Origin of the sequence: Pseudoxanthomonas sp. Root65 (assembly GCF_001427635.1) — a bacterium.
GTDB lineage: Bacteria > Pseudomonadota > Gammaproteobacteria > Xanthomonadales > Xanthomonadaceae > Pseudoxanthomonas_A.
In genome coordinates, this window is record NZ_LMHA01000003.1 from 398,523 (window position 1) to 418,317 (window position 19,795).

General features: G+C 68.6%; 17 protein-coding genes and 1 pseudogene. 5 read left to right on the forward strand and 13 right to left on the reverse strand.

The features are described from left to right. Positions 1-55: 55 nt before the first annotated feature. The 5 genes and pseudogenes from ASD77_RS16500 to flhB all read right to left on the reverse strand — a co-directional run bounded on the left by ASD77_RS16500 (position 56) and on the right by flhB (position 6,725). Positions 56-808: an RNA polymerase sigma factor FliA gene (locus ASD77_RS16500; protein WP_055944484.1), complete on the reverse strand. Its 753-nt coding sequence runs from the start codon at positions 806-808 to the stop codon at positions 56-58. Continuing rightward, positions 805-1,617 (reverse strand): annotated as a pseudogene (locus tag ASD77_RS16505) (MinD/ParA family protein); the annotation flags it as partial. The pseudogene ASD77_RS16505 and the gene ASD77_RS16500, both read right to left, overlap by 4 nt. A gap of 55 nt (positions 1,618-1,672) precedes the next feature. Then, positions 1,673-3,337: a flagellar biosynthesis protein FlhF gene (flhF, locus tag ASD77_RS16510; RefSeq protein WP_055944486.1), complete on the reverse strand. Its 1,665-nt coding sequence runs from the start codon at positions 3,335-3,337 to the stop codon at positions 1,673-1,675. 179 nt (positions 3,338-3,516) lie between these two features. Further along, a complete protein-coding gene (flhA, locus tag ASD77_RS16515) occupies positions 3,517-5,598 on the reverse strand; it encodes a flagellar biosynthesis protein FlhA (protein WP_055944489.1) in 2,082 nt (693 codons plus the stop codon). Continuing rightward, the gene (gene flhB, locus ASD77_RS16520) at positions 5,595-6,725 is read right to left on the reverse strand and encodes a flagellar biosynthesis protein FlhB (protein WP_055944492.1); all 1,131 of its coding nucleotides are present in this window, start codon (positions 6,723-6,725) and stop codon (positions 5,595-5,597) included. The genes flhA and flhB overlap by 4 nt, the downstream gene beginning before the upstream one ends. A 111-nt stretch (positions 6,726-6,836) precedes the next feature. Between flhB and ASD77_RS16525 the strand changes: the two genes are divergently transcribed. From ASD77_RS16525 to ASD77_RS16540, 4 genes are all read left to right on the forward strand, one after another. Then, entirely contained in the window at positions 6,837-7,217 is a 381-nt protein-coding gene (locus tag ASD77_RS16525; protein WP_055944495.1) for a hypothetical protein, read from the forward strand. 63 nt (positions 7,218-7,280) lie between these two features. Then, positions 7,281-8,570 carry a TolC family protein gene (locus ASD77_RS16530; RefSeq protein WP_055944498.1) on the forward strand — a complete coding sequence of 430 codons (1,290 nt, stop codon included), beginning with the start codon at positions 7,281-7,283 and terminating at the stop codon, positions 8,568-8,570. Then, the gene (locus ASD77_RS16535) at positions 8,567-9,841 is read left to right on the forward strand and encodes an efflux RND transporter periplasmic adaptor subunit (protein ID WP_055944501.1); all 1,275 of its coding nucleotides are present in this window, start codon (positions 8,567-8,569) and stop codon (positions 9,839-9,841) included. Before ASD77_RS16530 ends, ASD77_RS16535 begins: the two co-directional genes overlap by 4 nt. Before the next feature lie 25 nt (positions 9,842-9,866). Next, positions 9,867-13,028 carry a CusA/CzcA family heavy metal efflux RND transporter gene (locus ASD77_RS16540; protein WP_055945086.1) on the forward strand — a complete coding sequence of 1,054 codons (3,162 nt, stop codon included), beginning with the start codon at positions 9,867-9,869 and terminating at the stop codon, positions 13,026-13,028. A gap of 111 nt (positions 13,029-13,139) precedes the next feature. On the opposite strand, the gene ASD77_RS16545 is transcribed toward ASD77_RS16540, so the two are convergent. Further along, the gene (locus ASD77_RS16545) at positions 13,140-14,123 is read right to left on the reverse strand and encodes a GGDEF domain-containing protein (protein ID WP_082563388.1); all 984 of its coding nucleotides are present in this window, start codon (positions 14,121-14,123) and stop codon (positions 13,140-13,142) included. Positions 14,124-14,364: 241 nt separating this feature from the next. Between ASD77_RS16545 and ASD77_RS16550 the strand changes: the two genes are divergently transcribed. Further along, the gene (locus tag ASD77_RS16550) at positions 14,365-15,012 is read left to right on the forward strand and encodes a hypothetical protein (RefSeq protein WP_156383703.1); all 648 of its coding nucleotides are present in this window, start codon (positions 14,365-14,367) and stop codon (positions 15,010-15,012) included. 75 nt (positions 15,013-15,087) lie between these two features. Here the strand turns inward: ASD77_RS16550 and ASD77_RS16555 are convergent, their stop codons facing one another. From ASD77_RS16555 to fliM, 7 genes are all read right to left on the reverse strand, one after another. After that, positions 15,088-15,678, reverse strand: a complete 591-nt coding sequence (locus ASD77_RS16555) for a TetR/AcrR family transcriptional regulator (protein ID WP_055944506.1) — start codon at positions 15,676-15,678, stop codon at positions 15,088-15,090. A 209-nt stretch (positions 15,679-15,887) separates the two neighbouring features. Then, on the reverse strand, positions 15,888-16,679 hold the full coding sequence (fliR, locus tag ASD77_RS16560; RefSeq protein WP_055944508.1) for a flagellar biosynthetic protein FliR: 792 nt from the start codon (positions 16,677-16,679) through the stop codon (positions 15,888-15,890). 118 nt (positions 16,680-16,797) lie between these two features. Beyond that, entirely contained in the window at positions 16,798-17,067 is a 270-nt protein-coding gene (locus ASD77_RS16565; RefSeq protein ID WP_055944511.1) for a flagellar biosynthetic protein FliQ, read from the reverse strand. 122 nt (positions 17,068-17,189) lie between these two features. After that, positions 17,190-17,999 (reverse strand): flagellar type III secretion system pore protein FliP, encoded by an 810-nt coding sequence (fliP, locus tag ASD77_RS16570; protein ID WP_055944513.1) that lies wholly within the window; start codon positions 17,997-17,999, stop codon positions 17,190-17,192. A 1-nt stretch (position 18,000) separates the two neighbouring features. After that, positions 18,001-18,393 (reverse strand): flagellar biosynthetic protein FliO, encoded by a 393-nt coding sequence (gene fliO / locus ASD77_RS16575; RefSeq protein WP_055944516.1) that lies wholly within the window; start codon positions 18,391-18,393, stop codon positions 18,001-18,003. A gap of 10 nt (positions 18,394-18,403) precedes the next feature. Then, positions 18,404-18,751, reverse strand: a complete 348-nt coding sequence (gene fliN / locus ASD77_RS16580) for a flagellar motor switch protein FliN (RefSeq protein WP_055944519.1) — start codon at positions 18,749-18,751, stop codon at positions 18,404-18,406. After that, on the reverse strand, positions 18,748-19,788 hold the full coding sequence (gene fliM, locus ASD77_RS16585; RefSeq protein WP_055944522.1) for a flagellar motor switch protein FliM: 1,041 nt from the start codon (positions 19,786-19,788) through the stop codon (positions 18,748-18,750). Before fliM ends, fliN begins: the two co-directional genes overlap by 4 nt. Positions 19,789-19,795: the final 7 nt, after the last annotated feature.

The window sequence follows — 19,795 nt, forward strand, 5'->3', positions numbered from 1 at the left end:
CAGGGGCACAGGGTGCGGAGCCGTGTCTCACTCCTCACGCCTCTCCACTCGCTTCTCACTCCTCGTCTCCCAGCCCCGCGTCGGCCTTCTCGAACACCTGCAGGCGTCCGCGCAGGCGCACCATCGCCTGGCCGTGGATCTGGCAGACGCGCGATTCGCTTACGCCGAGCACGGCGCCGATTTCCTTCAGGTTGAGCTCCTGCTCGTAGTACATCGACAGCACCAGTTGCTCGCGCTCGGGCAGCTGGCCGATGCACTTGACCAGTTGCTGGCGGAACTCGCTGCGTTCCAGGTTCTGCTGCGGCGAGGGACCGCCGGTACGCGAGGTGTTCGGCTCGCCGTGGTCGTCGATGTGCGACTCCAGGCTCAGCACCTGGCCACGCGCGGCGTCTTCCATCAGGCGCAGGTATTCGGGCAGCGGCATCTCCATCGCGCTCGCCACTTCGGTGGCGATGGCGGCACGGCCGGTGCGCTGTTCGATCTCGCGCACGGTGGCGGCGGCCTGGCGCGCGCGGCGATGCACCGAGCGCGGCACCCAGTCGCCACGGCGGATCTCGTCGATCATCGAGCCGCGGATGCGGATGGAGGCGTACGTCTCGAACGAGGCGCCCTGTTCGGCGTCGTAGCTGCGCGAGGCTTCCAGCAGGCCGATCATGCCGGCCTGAATCAGGTCGTCGATCTCCACGCTGGCCGGCAGTCGCGCCGCCAGGTGATGGGCGATGCGGCGGACCAGGTCGGCGTGCTGGGTGACGAAGTCGTTGGCGGCGCTTCGCTGCACCGCGCGGTACTGGGCGGCGGCGGTGTTCATGCGGCCACCCCCCGCTGGATCAGGCGTTCGACGAAGAATTCCACGTTGCCGCGCGCGCCTACCGGCGGCTGCCAGCGCGCCGTCGTGCGTGCGATGTCGGTGATGGCGCGCGCCGACGGGCTGCCCGGGTAGGCCTTCACCACCGCCTGCTGGCGCTGCACGGCGCGGCGCAGCCAGTCGTCCTGCGGCACGGCGCCCAGGTAGTGCAGGGCGACGTCGCCGAGGAAGCGTTCGCAGACGCGGGCGAGTTTCTCGTACAGCTTCCGGCCCTCGTTGGGGTCGCGGACCATGTTGGCGATGACGTGCACGCGGTCCAGGCCGCGCTCGCGCGTCAGCACCTTGATCAGCGCGTAGGCGTCGGTGATCGAGGCCGGTTCGTCGCAGACCACCACCACGGTGTCCTGCGCGGCCTGGCAGAAGGTCAGCACGCTGTCGGTGATGCCGGCGGCGGTGTCGACGATCATGAAATCGAGGGCGCGCTGCAGTTCGGAGAATACGTTGACCAGGCCGACGTGTTCGGCCGGGGTCAGTTCGGCCATGTGGCGGAAACCCGACGAGGCCGGCACCACCAGCACGCCTTCCGGACCTTCCAGCAGCACGTCTTCCAGGCCGCAGCGGCCGGCGACCAGGTCGGCCAGGGTGAATTTCGGCGACAGGCCGAGCAGCACGTCCACGTTGGCCAGGCCCAGGTCGGCGTCCATCAGCAGGGTGCGCTTGCCCATCTCGGCGAGCGACACGGCCAGATTGACCGACACATTGGTCTTGCCCACGCCGCCCTTGCCGCCGGTGACGGCGACGACACGCACGGGATGGAAGGCGCCGGGCAACGGCGGGGTGCTGCGGGGATTGGTCTGCAGCGGATGGTCAGGCGACATGGGTGGCCTCGGTCGAGCAGGGTTCGTCGGCTTCGCGGCGCAGCTGGTCCAGCCGCAGCACGAGGTGGGCGCTGTTGGCGCGATGGAGGTCGTCGGGAACGCGCTGGCCGTCGGTCACCCAAGTCATCGGCAGCTGGTGGTCGACGACCACGCTCAGTGCGCTGCCCAGGCGGCCGGTTTCGTCCAGCTTGGTCAGCACCACGCCTTGCGGCTGCACGGTGCTGAAGCGGCGGACCACTTCGTCCAGGTCGGAGAAGTGCGAATTGGCCGGCAGGCACAGCAGGGTCTTCACCTGGCCGGAGGCACGCAGCCAGTTGAGCTGGCCGACCAGGTTGCGATCGCGCTGGCCCAGGCCGGCGGTGTCGATCAGCACCAGCTTGTAGTCGCGCAGGCGTTCCAGCACCAAGGCCAGGGTCTGCGCGCTGTCGGCCTCGTGCACGGCGATGCCGAGCTGGCGGCCGTAGCCGTGCAGCTGCTCGCGGCCGCCGACGCGCAGGGTGTCGGTGGTCACCAGCGCCACGTCGCGCGGGTTGTGGCGTTGCGCGAAGCAGGCGGCCAGCTTGGCGATGGTGGTGGTCTTGCCGGCGCCGGTGGGGCCGACCAGGGCGATCACGCCGCCGGTGTCCAGCAGGTCGGTGTCCAGCACCGGCAGCTTCTTCGACAGCAGGCCCAGCATCAGGCCGCGACCGCGGTGCGCTTCGGTATCGGCCGGAATCTGCAGGGCGATGTCGCGGGTGATACCGGCGTCGAAGCCGTAGTCCTCCATCAGTTCCATCGCCTGCATGCGCACCGGCGAACCGCGCAGGCGTTCGTCGGTGAGGCGGTGCATCTCGCGCTCGATCATCTCGCGCATGGCAGACAGTTCGCCGCGCATCTGCACCAGCTGCTCGTCGCTCTCGCGCGCCTGAGCGGCGTTGTCGGTGACCACGCTCAGCGTGGGCACGGTGACGGTGGTCGGGGCCGCCACGGGTGCGATGGCCGGCGTGCGGGCGGCATGCAGAGTGGCCACCGGCGCGGGTTCGGGTTCGGGCAGCGACACCGGCGGCGCGATCGAGGGCAGCAGCGCGTCCAGGTCCAGGGTGTCGTCGGCGTCGGCGCGCGGTACGACCGGACGGCGCGGAGCGACGGGCTCGTTCGCCGGCGCCGGCGGCAGGCACGACGCCAGCTTGGCGGCGAAGGATTCGGGTTCGATCAGCAGCGGTGCCATCTCGCGCGTCACCGGTGCCTGCACGCGGTCGGCCGGAGCCACCGGCGCACGCGGTGCGGCGACCGGCGAAGGCGGGGCAACGGTAACCGCGGCGGCGGCGACCGGTGCCGGCGTCGCGATCTCGGCGTGCGGCGCCGCGGGCGTCGCCGACTGGCGACGGGCGAAGTAGCTGGCCGCGGCCTGCGCCGGCGACAGCGCGGGTGCATTCGCGGCCGCGGCCGGCGTGGCCGGATCCAGCAGCGGATGCAGCGGCGCCGCGGGCGCAGCCGGGCGCATCGCTTCCAGCGTGCGCTGCACCAGCGCTTCGTCGTAGTTGCTGGCGGCGACGATCTCGACACCGTCCTCGGTGACCCGGTTGGACAGGATCACCGCATCCGGCCCGTGTTCCTGCCGGACCATCGCAAAGGCAGTGCGCATGTCGGCGGCGACGAAGCGTTTGATTTTCATGTCAGGGGCCGGGATTCGTGAGTGGGGATTCGGGATTCGTCAGGGCAACAGCAAGGCTCGGCACGCCGCCGTTTTCGTCGATGAGGGTTTGTTCCACGTTTCATTGCCATGCCATCTCTCTCCGATCCCGGGAAATCCGCCGTTGCGAATCCCCAATCCCCACTCACCAATCCCGGCTCTCAACTGATCGTCCCCACCAGCTTCAGCCGCTTGTCCTCGGGAACCTCGCTGTAGGCCAGCACCGACAGCGAGGGGACGCTGTGGCGGACCAGGCGGGCGAGGGCGGCGCGGACCGTTCCCGGTACCAGCACCACCGCAGGCTCGCTGCGGGCTTCCTGCTTGGTCACCACGTCGGCGAGGCTCTGGTGCAGGCGTTCGGCCAGTCCCGGTTCCAGCGCCGCGCCGGTTCCCTGGGTGCTGTCCTGCAAGACGCGTTCCAGATTCGGCGCCAAGGTGTAGACGGGCAGTTCCGGTGCCATGCCGGAGATTTCCTGCACGATGAAGCGGCCCAGCGAGGTGCGCACGGCGGCGGTCAGCGCGGCCGGATCGGCGTTCTGCGGGGCGAACTCGACCAGCGCCTCGACGATGCGGCGCAGCTGGCGGATCGGCACGCGCTCGATCAGCAGGTTCTGCAGCACGCGCACCACGGTGGCCAATGGCAGCGCCTTCGGGGTGAGGTCCTCGACCAGCTTCGGCGCGCTGCGGGCCAACTGCGACAGCAGCTGCTGCACTTCCTCGTGGCCCAGCAGTTCCGGCGCGTGTTCGCGCACCAGATGCGAGAGGTGGGTGGCCATCACCGTGGCCGGGTCGACCACGGTATAGCCCAGCGATTCGGCGGTGGCCTTCTGGTGCGACTGGATCCACACCGCGTCCAGGCCGAACGCCGGGTCCTTGCCGGGGATGCCGTCGATGGTGCCGAACGCGCCGCCCGGGTCGAGGGCCAGTTCGCGGTCCGGATGGATCTCCGCCGACGCCACCGGCACGCCGTGCACCAGCAGGCGATAGCCGTTCGACGGCAGTTCCAGGTTGTCGCGGATGTGGACCGGCGGCACCAGGAAACCGAGGTCCTGGGTCAGCTTGCGGCGCACCGCCTTGATGCGCGACATCAGCTCGCCGCCCTGGTTCTTGTCGACCAGCGGGATCAGCCGGTAACCCACTTCCAGGCCCAGCGGATCGACGGGACGCAGCTCGTCCCAGGTCAGTTCGGCATTGCGGTCCGGGGCGCCCGGGCCGGGCAGGGCGGGCACGTCGCCGGCCGGCCCGTCCGGGCCTTCCTGGGTCCGCTTCCACATCTTCCAGGCCAGGTAACCGATGCCGGCGGCCAGCGTCAAAAAGGCGACGTTGGGCATGCCGGGCACCAGCCCGACCAGGCCCAGCACGCCAGCCGCGACCGCGAGCGCCTTGTGCTGGCCGAAGGCCTGGCCCATCACGGCCTGGCCCATGTCTTCCGAGCGCGAGGCGCGCGTCACCAGCATGGCCACGGCCGACGACACCAGCAGCGCCGGCAGCTGGGCGACCAGGCCGTCGCCGATCGACAGCAGGGTGTAGGTGGAAGCGGCCTCGGCCGCTGGCATGCCGTGCTGGAACATGCCCACGGCGAAGCCGCCCACCAGGTTGATGAACAGGATCAGGATGCCGGCGATGGCGTCGCCGCGGATGAACTTGTTGGCGCCGTCCATCGAGCCGTAGAAGTCGGCTTCCGCGCGCACTTCCTCGCGGCGGGCCTTGGCCTCCTCGCGGGTCAGCACGCCGGCGTTGAGGTCGGCGTCGATGGCCATCTGCTTGCCGGGCATGGCGTCCAGGATGAAGCGCGCCGAGACCTCGGCGATGCGGCCCGCACCCTTGGTGATTACCACGAAGTTGATGATGGTCAGGATGGCGAACACCACGATGCCGACGGCGTAGTTGCCGCCCACCACGAATTCGCCGAAGGCCGCGATGACCTTGCCGGCGGCGTCGTGGCCGTTCTGGCCGTTGAGCAGGATCACGCGGGTCGACGCGACGTTCAGCGCCAGCCGCAGCATGGTGGTCATCAGCAGGATGATCGGGAAGATGGTGAAGTCGAGCGGCCGCTTCACGTAGATCACCGCCAGCAGCACCACCAGCGAGATGGCAATGTTGAAGCTGAAGAGCGCGTCCAGCACCGGCGGCGCCAGCGGCACCACGATCATCGCCAGCAGCGCCAGCACGACCAGCGGCGCGCCCAGGCCGTTCTTCAGCATCTCCATCCAGCGCAGCCCGCCGGCGGGTTGCGCGCTCATGCCTTGCCTCCGTGCTCATCGATGTCGACGGTCGGCTGGTCGGGCAGCGGGGCTTCGCCCACGCGCCAGGCACGCAGTTGGTAGACGTAGGAGAGGATCTGGGCGACGGCGGCGTACATTCTCACGGGGATTTCCCGGCCAAGCTGGCCTTCCCGATACAAGGCGCGTGCCAACGGCGGCGCGGAGACGATGGCGATGCGGTGGGCGTCGGCCAGTTCGCGGATGCGCAGGGCCATTTCGTCCACGCCCTTGGCGACCACGGTGGGCGCGCCCATCTGGCCGGCCTGGTACTTCAGCGCCACGGCGTAGTGGGTCGGGTTGACCACGATGACGTCGGCGGTTGGCACCTCCTCCATCATCCGCCGCTGCGACATCTGGTGCTGCAACTGGCGCATGCGGCCCTTCACCTCCGGGCTGCCTTCGCTTTCCTTCATCTCGTCGCGCAGCTCCTTGCGCGTCATCTTCAGCTTTCGCAGCCAGTTCCACTTCTGGTACGGCGCGTCGATGGCGGCCAGCAGGATCAACCCGCCCGTGGTGGCCAGCAGCAGCGTGCTGGTGAACGACAGGCCGCTGCGCACGGCCTGCTCCAGTGGCATGGTCAGCAGCTCGCGCAGCGGATCCAAACCCGGCTTCAGACAGATCGCTGCCGCGCCGCCGATCAGCGCCACGCGCAGCAGCGACTTCAGCAGCTCGGCGATGCTTTCCGCGCCATACAGGCGCTTGAGACCGGTCGCGGGGTTGAGGCGCTTGAAGTCGGGCATCAGCGACTTCTGCGAGAACTGCAGTCCGCTCATCAGCGCCGGTGCCGCCAGACCGGCCAGCACGCAGATGCCGGCCACCGGCGCGACCGCCGCCACCAGCTTCAGCAGCAACAGGCCGACATGGCCGAACAGCTGGTCCGGCTGGCGCATCAGCATGGGGTCGGGCGTCAGCGCGATCTTCATCCAGCCCAGCGCATTGCGCGCCAGGCCGGGCCCCATCGCGATGATCGCCAGCACGCCCGCCCCGAACACCGCCGCCGTCGCCAGCTCGCGCGAGCGCGGGATGTTGCCTTGCTCGCGGGCTTCGCGAAGCCGTTTTTCGGTAGGAAGTTCAGTGCGTTCGCCGCTTTCGTCCTGCTCAGACATGGCGCATTTCCGACGGGGTCGGAGCCTGTCGTGCAAGAGCTGTTCCAGTCGGGGACGGGAACCCGGCGTGGAATTGTCTAACGGAGCCGAGGACGGCTAGCATGGCGCACGATGCTCCGCGTCCTCCGCCACCGCCGTTTCTTCCTGCTGCGCCTGCCGGCGCTGGCGGTGCTGCTGCTCGCGGTACTGGCCAATCCGGTGCTGGCCTCGCTCGGAGACCTTCACGAGCTCGGCAACGGCAACGAGCATCTGCATGCGGTGAGCGACCACGCCGACGCCGACCACGGTCACGCCGATGGCGACGCGGGCGAGGGCGACCTGCTGCATGCGCTGATGCATGCCAGCCACTGTTGCGGCCACCTGACCGCCATTGTGCCGGCACCGATGCTGGTGCAGGGCATGTTGCTGCCGTCCGTCGCGCCTGCGACCGACGCGATGCCGTTGCCGCCTGCGCGGCCTGCGTCGTTGCTGCGTCCTCCGATCGCCGTGTGATGGCCGTGCCGGGCTGACCTCAGGTCGCCCGCGTTCCCTCACACGACGTTCCGGAGACTTCCCATGTGGTTGCGACTGGCGGCAGTGGCCGCCTTCGCGATGGCGCCGTGCGTGCACGCACAGGTGCCATCGCCTGCTGTTCCCCCTGAAACCCTGACGCTGGACGACGCCATCGCGCGTGTCGCCAGCGCCCATCCCGACCTGCGCCTGTTCGGCGCGCGTACCGACATCCTGCTGGCCGAACGCGAGGTCGCACTTCTGCGGCCCGCATTACGCGTCGGGCTCGATCTCGAGAACGTGCTCGGCACCGGCGATGCGAACGGCTTCCGCCAGGCCGAAGCCACGCTGACGCTGGCGGGCGTGCTGGAGCGCGGCGGCAAGCTCGACGCGCGACGGACGCTGGCACAGGCGCGCATCGACGCGTTGGCCATGCAACGCGAAACCCAGCGGCTCGACCTGCTGGCGGATGTCGCCCGTCGCTATCTGGCCGTCACCGGCGCGCGCGCGCAGCGGAGCATCGCCACGCAGGAGATCGCGCAGCGTCGGCGCACCGTCGTTGCCGCCCGCCAGCGTCTGCAGGCCGGCGCCTCGCCCGAGTCGGTCGTGCTGACCGCGCAGGCGGCGCTGGCGCGTGCCGAACTGGCGCTGCTGCGTGCCGACCAGCAGGAGGCCGCGGCGCGTCAGCACCTGGCAGCGTTGTGGGGCGAGCGCGCGCCGCGCTTCGAGGTGGCGGCCGGCGACCCGCTGGCGCTGCCGGCGATCGACGACGTCGACGCACTGGGATCGCTGCTGGACGGCACGCCGGAACTGGCGCAGTTCGCCGACGAACGCCGTATCCGTGAGGCCCGTGTCCGGCTGGCACGGACCGCGTCCACGCCCGACCTCGACTGGCAGATAGGCGTGCGCCGGATGCAGGACAGTGCCGATACCGCGCTGGTCGGCGGTATGTCGTTGCCGCTGGGCGGTAAGCGTCGCGCGGGGCCGGAGATCCGTGCCGCCGAGGCGGACCTGGCGGCACTGGAGATCGAGCGCGAATCACGCGACATCGCGCTGTACTCCACGCTGACCGATGCGCATGGCCGCTATCGGGTGGCGCAACTCGACGTGCAGCGCACGCGCAACGACGTGCTGCCACGCCTGCTGCGTGCCGAACAGGCGGCCGAGCGCGCCTATCGTGCCGGCGCCATCAGCTACCTGGAATGGGCGCAGCTGCAGTCCGAGACCACGGCGACCCGTCGCCAGCAGCTGGACACCGCGCTCGATGCGCAGGCGGCCCTCATCGAAATCCAGCGGCTCACCGGGCAGGCGTTCGTCGCCGCGCCCACCGCTTCAGAACAAGGAACCACCCCATGACATGGCATCCCCTCATGAGCGCGATGGCGCTTTCGTTGATGCTGGCCGCCTGTGGCGGGGGCAAGGACGACCACGTCGACGGTAACCGGGGCCACCAAGGCGAAGGGCATGGCGGAGAAGAGCACGACGCAGAAGAGGCCGCTCGCGGCGAACACGGCGGCCGCCTGCTGACGCAGGACGGCGTCACCGTCGAACTGGCGATCGCCGAAGCCGGCACGCCGCCGGCCTACCAGGCCTGGCTGTACCGCGACGGCAGGCCATTGCCGGCCAAGGCGGGCAGCGTGGAGGTCCGCCTGGTCCGCCTGGGCAACGTGCGGGAGACGCACGTGCTGCATCCACAGGCCGACGGCAGCCTGCTGGCGAAGAGCGTGGTGGGCGAACCGCATTCGTTCGATGTCGAGGTGCTGGCGAAGGTGGAAGGCAGGCGGCTGCGCTGGACGTACGACAGCTACGAAGGCCGCACCACCATCGGCGCGAAGGTCGCCGAGGATTCCGGCATCCGCGTTGCCCCGGTGCAGGCCGGCACGATCGCCGACGAGCACGAAGTGCAGGGTTTGCTGACGCCGGTGGAAGGCCGCGTTGCCAACGTCGCCGCACGCTTTCCCGGCCCGGTCCGCCGGCTGTCGGTCAACGTCGGCGACCGCGTACGGGCCGGACAGGCGCTGGCGACCATCGAAAGCAACCTCAGCCTGACCACGTATTCCGTCACCTCGCCGATCGGCGGCGTGGTGCTGGCGCGCAACGCCGGCGTCGGCAGCGTGGCGGGCGAGGGTGCCACGCTGTTCGAGATCGCCGACCTGTCCACCCTGTGGGTGGACCTGCATGTTTTTGGCGCGGATGCCCAGCACATCGTGCCCGGCGTGCCGGTCACGGTGACGCGCCTGGCCGATGGCGCCACCGCGCAGACCACGCTGGAACGCGTGCTGCCCGGCACCGCCACCGCCAGCCAGAGCACAGTGGCGCGCGCGACGCTGCAGAACAGCGATGGCCTGTGGCGTCCCGGCTCCGCGGTGAAGGCGCGCATCACGGTGGAGCAGCAGCCGGCGGCGATGGTCGTGCCGCTGGCCTCGCTGCAGACGTTCCGCGACTGGGACGTGGTGTTCGTGCGCGTCGGCGACACCTACGAGATCCGGCCGGTCGAGCTGGGCCAGCGCGACGCGCAGCGCGTCGAAGTGCGCGCAGGCTTGAAGGCGGGCGACCAGGTGGTAGTCGAACAGAGCTATTTGGTGAAGGCCGACATCGAGAAATCGGGGGCCTCGCATGACCACTGATCCCGGCATTCCCGCATCCGGCGGTGTGCTGGAGCGTGTCCTGCGCTTCGCCATCGGGCAACGTTGGCTGATGATGGCGTTGACGCTGGTCCTGGTGGCGGTGGGCGCATGGAGCTTCGGCAGGCTGCCGATCGACGTCACCCCCGACATCACCAACGTGCAGGTGCAGGTCAACACCGAGGCGCCCGGCTATTCCCCGCTGGAGGCCGAACAACGCGTCACCTTCACCCTGGAAACCGCGCTCGCCGGTCTGCCGGGGCTGGACTACACGCGCTCGATCTCGCGCTACGGGTTGTCGCAGGTGACGGTGGTGTTCAAGGACGGCACCGATGTCTACTTCGCCCGCCAGCAGGTCGGCGAGCGCATCCAGCAGGTGAAATCGCAGCTGCCGGCCGGACTGGCGCCGGAGATGGGGCCCATCGCCACCGGCATGGGCGAGATCTTCATGTATACCCTCGAAGCGGAGGCGACGGCGCGCAAGGACGACGGTAGGCCGTATACCGCCACTGACCTGCGCACGCTGCAGGACTGGGTGGTGCGTCCGCAACTGCGCAACGTGCCCGGCGTGACCGAGGTCAACACCATCGGGGGCTTCGCCCGACAGATCCACATCACCCCCGATCCGGCGCGGCTGGTGGCGCTGGGGTTCACCCTGCACGACGTGGTGCAGGCGGTGGCGCGCAACAACCGCAACGTCGGCGCCGGCTATATCGAACGCAATGGGCAGCAGTTCCTGGTGCGTGCGCCGGGACAGGTGGCCGACCTCGACGGCATCCGGGACATCGTGCTGGACCGCCGCGATGGCGTGCCGATCCGCGTGCGCGACGTGGCGCAGGTAGGCGAGGGCCCGGAGCTGCGCACCGGCGCGGCGACGCTCGACGGCAAAGAGGTGGTATTGGGCACCACCTTCATGCTGATCGGCGCCAACAGCCGCGAGGTGTCGCAGGCCGTCGCCGCGCGTCTGGCCGAAGCCAACCGCAGCCTACCCCCGGGGGTGCGCGCGGAGCCGATGTATGACCGGACGGCGCTGGTCGACCGCACCATCCGCACCGTGGCCAAGAACCTGGTCGAGGGCGCGATCCTCGTCGTCGTCGTGCTGTTCCTGTTGCTGGGCAACGTGCGCGCGGCGCTGATCACCGCGGCGGTGATCCCGCTATCGATGCTGTTCACCCTCACCGGCATGGTGCGTGGCGGCGTGTCGGGCAACCTGATGAGCCTGGGCGCGCTGGACTTCGGCCTGATCGTTGATGGTGCGGTGATCATCATCGAGAACTGCCTGCGTCGCTTCGGCGAACTGCAGCACCGGCTGGGGCGCCTGTTGACGGACGAGGAGCGGCGGGAGGCCACGGCATCCGCGACGGCCGAGGTCATCCGGCCCAGCCTGTTCGGCCTGGGCATCATCACGGCGGTGTACCTGCCGATCTTCGCGCTCACCGGCGTGGAGGGAAAGATGTTCCACCCGATGGCCGTCACCGTGGTGCTGGCGCTCAGTGGGGCGATGGTGCTGTCGCTGACCTTCGTACCGGCGGCGATCGCGCTGTTCCTGCGCGGGCGCGTGCAGGAGAAGGAGACGCAGTTGATGGGCTGGGCGCGTCGCGCCTATGCGCCGGTGCTGGCGTGGGGATTGCGTACGCGTAGGATCGTGGTCGGCGCTGCGTTCGCGCTGGTGGTGGTGTGTGGCCTGCTGGCGACGCGACTCGGAACGGAGTTCGTGCCGAGCCTGGACGAAGGCGACATCGCCATGCATGCCATGCGCATCCCCGGCACCAGCCTGGACCAGGCGGTGCGGATGCAGTCCACGCTGGAAGCGCGGATCACGCAGTTCCCGGAAGTGCGCCGCGTGTTCGGCAAGCTGGGCACGGCGGAGGTGGCGACCGATCCCATGCCGCCGTCGGTGGCCGACACCTTCATCATGCTCAAACTGCGCAGAGAATGGCCCGACCCGCGCAAGTCGAAGGCCACGCTGGTCGCGGAGATCGAGAAAGCGGTCGCCGAGATCCCGGGCAACAACTACGAGTTCACCCAGCCCATCCAGATGCGGATGAATGAGCTGATCTCCGGCGTGCGCGCTGACGTCGCGATCAAGCTGTACGGGGACGATCTCGGCACCCTGGTGGAGGTCGGCGAGCGCATCGAGGCGCTCGCGAAGTCCGTGGACGGTGCAGCCGACGTGCGCATCGAACAGGCCACCGGTCTGCCGCTGCTCACCATCACGCCGGACCGTCAGGCGCTGATCCGCTACGGATTGAATCCCGGCGACGTGCAGGACACCGTGGCGACCGCGGTGGGGGGCGAGGTGGCGGGACAATTGTTCGAGGGCGATCGCCGCTTCGACATCGTGGTGCGTTTACCGGAAGCGATGCGGCAGGACCCCGCTGCGCTGCACGATCTCCCCATTCCCCTCGGTGGTGCCGGCAACGAGGACGAGTCCACGCGCGCCGCAAGCTGGCGCTCGGGCACGCCCGCCACCGTGCCGCTGCGCGAAGTGGCGAAGATCGAGACCACGCTTGGACCCAACCAGATCAATCGCGAGAACGGCAAGCGCCGCGTCGTGGTGACGGCCAACGTGCGCGGTCGCGACCTGGGCGGCTTCGTCGAGGATCTGCGCGCACGCGTCGCGACGGACGTGACGCTGCCGGCCGGTTACTGGATCGAGTACGGTGGCACGTTCGAGCAGTTGATCTCGGCCAGCCAGCGGCTCGCCGTGGTGGTGCCGGCGACGCTGCTGCTGATCTTCGCGCTGCTGTTCTGGGCCTTCGGTTCGGCCAGGGACGCCGCCATCGTGTTCACCGGCGTGCCGCTGGCGCTGACCGGGGGCGTGGTGGCGCTGGCGCTGCGCGGGATTCCGCTTTCCATCTCCGCCGGCGTGGGCTTCATCGCGCTGTCCGGCGTGGCGGTGCTCAATGGCCTGGTGATGATCGCCTTCATCCGCAAGCTGCGAGAGCAGGGGCTGAGGCTGGATCAGGCCGTCGTCGACGGCGCACTCGGTCGCCTGCGCCCGGTGCTGATGACCGCGCTGGTCGCCTCGCTCGGTTTCCTGCCGATGGCGTTCAACGTCGGCGCGGGATCGGAAGTGCAGCGGCCGCTGGCGACGGTGGTGATCGGCGGCATCGTGTCCTCGACGCTGCTGACGCTGGTGGTGCTGCCGGTGCTGTACCGGTGGTGGTGGGGTAAAAGCGAGACGTGAGTGATGGGGCGGGGAGTGAGCGTTGAGCGATAGCACACTTTGCTCACTCCTCACTCCTCACTCCTCACTCCTCACTCCTCACTCCTCACTCCTCACTCCTCTTCACTCGCACTAGAACAAGTCGTCCGCGATCACGTAGCTGTCGCGGCCGGCCGATTTGGCGCGGTAGAGCGCGGCGTCCGCGCGCGAGAACCAGTCGTGCCAAGTCTTTTCCTGTTCGCGCAGCAGGGCGGCGCCGAGCGAGATGGTGATGCGTCCGCCGGGGCCGCGAAGGCTGCCGCGCACGGCCTTGCGCAGGCGCTCGGCCGCCGCTTCCAGATCCTCGGTGCTGTCGAGTTCGAGCAGGGTCACGAATTCCTCGCCGCCGAAGCGGAACACCTGGTCGTTGCGGCGCATCTCGAAGCGCAGGATCGAGGCGAGGTCGGCGATGGCGGCGTCGCCGGCGGCGTGCCCGTACTGGTCGTTGACGTCCTTGAAATGGTCCAGGTCCAGCACGACCAGTCCGAAACGGCGCTCGCCACGCTGGAAGCGGCCGACGGCATCGGCCAGGGCGCGCTCCATGCTGCGGCGGTTCGGGACGCCGGTCAGTGCATCGACCGCCGCCAGCCGCTCCAGGTGGGCGCGGTCGTCCTGCGTGCGCGCGGCGAAGATCAGTGAGAACGCGGTGATCATGCCGGCACTGACGAAGACCGACGCGGCGTGCACGACGTCGTGGAAGAAGCCCGGGATCAGTTGCATGCCGACGATCAGCAGCACGTTGCACGCCACCGCCACCCAGCGGTGCGCGATGAAGAAGTTGGTCAGCAGTACCAGGTAGGTCCAGGTGAGCGCGGTATGGCCCAGCAGCAGGCAGGCGCCGAACGTCGCGACGGAATTGAGCACCGCCAGCACGTTGCCGGCGCGGAGACTGTCGCCGGTACGCCACGCGTACACCACGGGTGCGGAGACGGCCAGGACCACCGCCAGATCGAACCCTGCCTGCGACCACTGTCCCTGCCAGCCGCGATAGACGCCGAACGAGGCGATCGTCACTGCCGTGATCGAGCCCAGCAGGACGATGATGTCCAGGCGGAAGTCGCGGTGTTTCGGCTTCATCTCGAGTGCGGTTGCGGGAGTCGCGAGTCTGCGACTCGTCGCTCGGAAGGGGCAGGGACAGGCGCCACCCCGGCGCCCCGCGCAGTGTAGGCGTTAACTGTGAGACGAGAGTGATGGAGGTCACGCTTGGGCGTCCACTGATCGACCGAGGGTGCGTGCATCGTGCAAGCAGGCAGCACCGTCACTGCGCATTCATGCAAGCCTGCGAAAACTGCCGCCTCCGCAGCGGGCGAGGACGGTCATGAAGACGATGAAGATGGCGGCATGGGTAGCGGCGTTGGGGATGGCGATGGCCGCCGGCCAACCGGTATACGCGCAGACGGTGGGCTACAACATCCGCACCGGCGATGTGTGGGTGGATACGCGTTTGGGCGAGATCAACGATTACGGGCGACGTTACCGCGACCCGTTCGTATCGGAGATGACGGGGCATTACGGCGCACCGCGTTCGTTGGTGCTGGATCTGCTCGATCGTCGCGACTGGGCGCCGGCCGACGTGTACTTCGCCTGTGCCATCGCCAGGGCGCTCCGCATTCCCTGCCTGGAGGTCGTGCAGCGTTATGAGCGCGACCCGGGCCAAGGGTGGGGCAACCTGGCCAAGCAGATGGGCATCAAGCCCGGCTCGCCCGCCTTCCATGCGTTGAAGAACGGTACGGTCGGCACGTACGACCGCTGGGGCTATCCCGTCCGCGTCGATCAGCGTGTCAGCGTGGACTGGTCCCGGCACGGTCCGGGCCACGGCAAGGGCGGCAACGGCGCAAAGCCGCAGGCCGGTCCGGCCAAGAGCGATCACGGCGGGCACGGGCAGGGCAACAGCGACAAGGGTCCCGGCAACAGCGGGAAAGGCAACGGCGGCAAGGGCAATGGCAAGGGCAACGGACGCGATTGAGCCGTTGCCGGTTCGAACGAAGAACGGCCTCCGCAAGGAGGCCGTTCTGTTTGCAGCGATCCGGCGCGTCGCGCGTCAGGCCGACAGCGCTTCCAGTGTCTTGAATACCTGAGGCACCGCCATCGCCGGCGTGCCGCCGTTGACGGCGACGGCGCGCAGACCGTGCTGGTAACTCTGCCAGATCATTTCGTCGGCATGCTGGATGTCGATGCCACGGAACTCGCCGGCGCCCATGCCGCGGCTCAGTTCCAGGCGCACCGGTTCGCGCATGCGGCGCAGCGCGGTGTTCATTTCGGCTTCGACCGTCGGCGACCAGCGCGCCGACACGCTCCACAGCGCCGGGAAGGCGATGAAGTTGGCCGCGTCTTCGCGCGCCATCCAGAAATAGAAATCCAGAATACGCTGCGCGTGCGTCGAGCCCTGCGGACGCTCCACCATCGGTGCCCGACGCGCGGTGTAATCGCGGATCAGCAGGGTGGCGATGATGTCGGCCTTGGTCTCGAAGTGAAGGATCACGCCGCGTGCGCTCAGCCCGGTTTCCTCGCCCAGGTCCATCAGCGTGGTCTGGTCGAAACCCTTGGTGAAGAACAGGCGGCGTGCCGCGGCCAGCACGGCTTCACGCGTTTCCTGACTGGTGCGTCGCTTGTGGGTCGGGCTGTGGTGCACGGCAATCTCCGGTTCGCGGGAGAAGCGTTCCGGCGTCGGGCGGGATCGGTTCCGTCCGTGCGCAGGCGTATGTCGCAACTCCCTTGCCCCCATTCTGCACACATTCATCCATTTAGTGGAACCGGCGACGCACTTCAATATGAGACACACGCTGCAAAGCCGCCAACTGTGCGTTCCCGCACCGTTTCACAAACGTGACTGTCATGCCCTCATGCGGTGAGCTGCCGCGCCGCGTCGAACGACACATCGAAGATCCGCTGCACCGGCGGGCCCAGCTCACCGGCCAGCAAGGCCAACAGGAACAGGCCCAGCAGCAGCGCGGTGGGCAGGCCCAGCTGGATGGGGTTGAGGGCCGGCGCAGCGCGGCCCAGCACGCCAAAGGCCAGGTTCACCGCCAGCATCGCCACCATGACCGGCAGCGCCAGCCCCACGGCGGCCCGCAGCACATGGGTGAACAGCATCGGCGCCACTTCCAGCATCTGCTGGACATCGGGCAGCGCGGTGCCGATCGGCAGCGAGCGGTAGCTGTCCACCAGCAGCGACACCAGCGCCAAGTGGCCGTTGGCGGTGAAGAACAGCAGGCCGAAGGCCAGGTAGAACCACTGGCCGACGACACCGGAATTCACCCCGCGCAAGGGGTCCGACATCTGCGCGAAGGCCAGGCCGGTGCCCTGCGAAATCAGTTCGCCCGCCATCGCGCCGGCCTCGAAGGCCAGCCGCAGCATGAAGCCCATGCTCGCGCCGACCGCCAGTTCGCGTGCCACGTTCAGCACGGTGCTGGCATCGAAGGCGATGCGGTCCGGCGTGCCGGGCAGCAGCGGGGCCAGCGCCATCGCCAGCGCGCCGGCGATGATGACGCGCACCCGCACCGACACCGCGCGCGTGCCGATCAGCGGCGCGGCCATCAGCAGCGCGCCCGTGCGCAGCATCGTCCACAGGATGGCGTTGATCATCCCGAAGGCCTGCTGGCCGTCGATCACCATCTGGGTGGCTGCGTCCATGAGGCGAGAAGTGAGTGGGGAGGAGTGAGGAGTGAGTAGGAGCAGAAGCAGGAGCGGGAGGGGGTATGTCGGATGTGGCTTTTGCTCACTCCTCACTCCTTTCCGCTCACTCCTGGCCTCAGCCGATCAAATGCGGCAGTCGCTGGAACAACGTCGTCGTGTATTCCACCAGCACGCCGAGCAGGTAGCTGCCGGTGGCGAACAGCGCGGCGGTCAGGGCGATGGCCTTGGCGACGAAGGCGATGGTGGGCTCGTTGAGTTGCGTGGCCGCCTGGATCACGCCGATGACCACACCGACGACCAGTACGACCAGCAGCAGCGGGCCACCGACCCAGAGGGCGATCTCCAGACCATCGCGAAGTTCGGTGAGGGCGGTTTCAGGGCTCATGAGGATTAGAGAAGTGAGTGGAGAGGAGTGAGGAGTGAGGAGAAGCAACAGCAGGAGCAAGGGAGGCAAGTCGGGGGTGGCTTTTCGCTCACTCCTCACTCCTCTCCACCCACGCCTCGCTCCTAGTTGAAGCTCGCCGCCAGCGAGCCGACGATCAGCACCCAGCCGTCGACCAGCACGAACAGCAGGATCTTGAACGGTGCGGACACCAGCATCGGCGACAGCATCATCATGCCCATCGACATCAGCACGCTGGCGACCACCAGATCGATGATCACGAACGGGATGAAGATCAGGAAACCGATCTCGAACGCGGTCTTCAGCTCGCTGGTGATGAACGACGCCACGACGATCGGGAACGGCACCGCATCCGGACTGGTATAGCTGCCGTGTCCGGCCAGGCCGGCGAAGGTCATCAGATCGGTCTCGCGCACCTGCGCCAGCATGAAGTCGCGTAGCGGGCCGGTGGTCAGCGTCCACGCGGTGGAGAAGTCGATCTGGCCGTTGAGATAGGGCGCCATACCCTGTGCCCACGCCTTTTCGCCGACCGGCATCATCACCAGCATGGTCAGGAACAGCGCCAGGCCCACCAGCACCTGATTGGAGGGCGTCTGGCCCGTGCCCAGCGCCTGTCGCAGCAGGCCCAGCACGATGATGATGCGGGTGAACGCCGTCATCGCCAGCAGTGCCGACGGGATCAGCGTGATGGCCGTCATCAGCAGCAGCGTCTGCAGCGGCAGACTGACGGTGTTGTCGCCGACCTGGCCGACATTGACCTTGGGCAGCGTCGGCAACGCGGGCGCCGTCGGTGCGGCAGGCGCCGCCGGTGTCGCCGCAGGTGCTGCGGCAGGCGCGGTCGCCGCCTGCGCGAACGCCAGCGTCGGCGCGGCCAGCCACAGCAGGCAGATCAGGGAAAGAACGAAACGACGCATCTCAGGACTCTTTGCGCAGGCGCTTGGCCAGCAGTTCGGCGAAATTAGGCAGGGCCGGCGCCGGGGCGACGACCAGCGGTTCGGGCAGCGTGTGCAGCGCGGTGATGCCGCCGGCGGTCACGCCGATCAGCAGCTGCTCCTTGCCGACCTCGATGACCATCACGCGCTCCTTGGTGCCGACCGACAGCATCGACACCACGCGCAGCTGTTCGCTGGGCCGGATGCCGACGCCCATGCCGGGCATGCGCTTGAGCAACCAGGCCAGGCCCAGGATCAGGCCCAGCACCAGCACCAGGCCGACCAGCGCGCCGCCGATGCCGGGCGTGGACGGCGCGTGCTGGCCGATCTTCTGGGCGGGCGCCGCGGCGGCGGCGAGCAGGGCGAAGGCGTGCATGGCGATCGGCTCAGCGCAGGCGGCGGATGCGTTCGCTGGGGCTGACCACGTCGGTCAGGCGCACGCCGAAGCGGTCGTTCACCACCACGACTTCGCCATGCGCGATCAGCGTGCCGTTGACGAACACGTCCAGCGGTTCGCCGGCGCCGCGCTCCAGTTCCACCACCGAGCCCTGGTTGAGCTGCAGCAGGTTGCGGATGGGCATGCGCGTGCGGCCGACTTCCAGCGACAGCGTCACCGGCACGTCGAGGATGACGTCCAGGCTCATGTCCATGTCGTGGCCGGCATGGGCGCCGTGGTCGGCAAGCGCGGTATCGCCGAAGGCGGTGGCGAGGGCTTCTTCGTTCTCGGGAATCATGGCGTGGCGTCCTGGAAGGCGACGGGTGCAAGGGCGTGGCGGCCGGCGGTCGGCGGCTGGTGCCGGCTGCCGGGAGGGTGGTGGGCGGTGATCTTCACCGCGTTGAGTCCGTTGGAGATGCCGAACTCGCCGGTGAACACCGGTACCTGCTCCACGCAGACCGGCACGCACTTGGGCAGGTCGATGGGCAGGATGTCGCCGATCTTCAGGCGGGTGAGCTCGCGCAGGTTGATGCGCTTCTCCGCCAGCACGCTGGAGACGGTGACTTCGGCGCTGCGCAGCTGCTCGTGCATCGTCACGCGGAAGCTGTCGTCGTCGTGCACGCGGTCGGACTGGATGCCGGCGTCGAGCAGTTCGCGGATCGGCTCGAGCATGGAATAGGGCAGGGTGACGTGCAGGTCGCCGCCGCCGCCGTCCAGCTCCACGTGGAAGCGGCTGACCACCACGTACTCGCGCGGGCTGACGATGTTGGCGAAGTGCGGATTGACCTCGCTGGTGATGTACTCGAAGTCCACCTGCATCACCGGCGCCCAGGCATCGATCAGGTCGGCAAAGGTCTGCTTCAGCAGCAGCTGGATCACGCGCATCTCGGTGGCGGTGAACTCGCGGCCTTCGATCTTGGCCGGGTAACGGCCGTCGCCGCCGAAGAAGTTGTCCACCATGGTGAACACCAGCTTCGGTTCGAACACGATCAGGCCCACGCCGCGCAGCGGCTTGAACTTGACCAGGTTGAGATTGGTGGGCACGTACAGCGAATGCAGGTAGTCGCTGAACTTGACCGTCTCGATGCCGCGTACCGACAGCTCGGCGGAGCGGCGCAGCAGGTTGAACAGGCCGATCCGCCACGTGCGCACGAAGCGCTCGTTGATCATTTCCAGCGTCGGCAGGCGGCCGCGGACGATGCGGTCCTGGCTGGCGAAATCGTAGGTCCGCGCCACCGTCGGATCGTGCGGCGGTTCCTCGGTCTCGATGACGCCGGAGTCGACGCCGTTCAGAAGCGCGTCGATCTCGTCTTGCGACAGCAGGTCACTGGTCATGGCGGCG